Raw genomic sequence first — 353 nt, forward strand, 5'->3', positions numbered from 1 at the left:
AGTTTTCTCAGATTGTGGGCCATGGCAACCAGGGTAAATTCTGCGGTTACCTTTTTAAGACCTCTAAGATGGAAGCGGCGGAAGCCCATATTAGCTTTTATGTCACCAAAACAACTTTCTATTTCAATACTTCGTCGTTTCCGGAGCTGGAAGCCTTTTTGCGAGTGAAGGTTTGTCCTGGCTTGCTGCTTGTAGTGATCAAGTTTTTCGTTGACCTTGATCGTCCGGTTGGCTCCCTGCTCGGATTTGCAACAACGCTCATAAAACGGGCAACCGCTGCAACTGCTGCATTCGTATTCTTTGATCTGTGATTGATAACCTGTCCGTTTATGCGTTTGTTGATAGCGGCGTTG

At 46.2% G+C, this 353-nt stretch carries 1 protein-coding gene; it reads right to left on the reverse strand.

The genetic code is table 11. From position 1 onward, the window contains the following. Positions 1–305, reverse strand: a 305-nt coding sequence (locus AAHB90_RS32920) for a transposase (protein WP_446717950.1), incomplete at its 3' end; no start/stop codon positions are given. Positions 306–353 lie beyond the last annotated feature (48 nt).

It is taken from the genome of Dyadobacter sp. OTU695 (genome assembly GCF_038440355.1).
In the GTDB taxonomy this organism is placed as follows: domain Bacteria; phylum Bacteroidota; class Bacteroidia; order Cytophagales; family Spirosomataceae; genus Dyadobacter.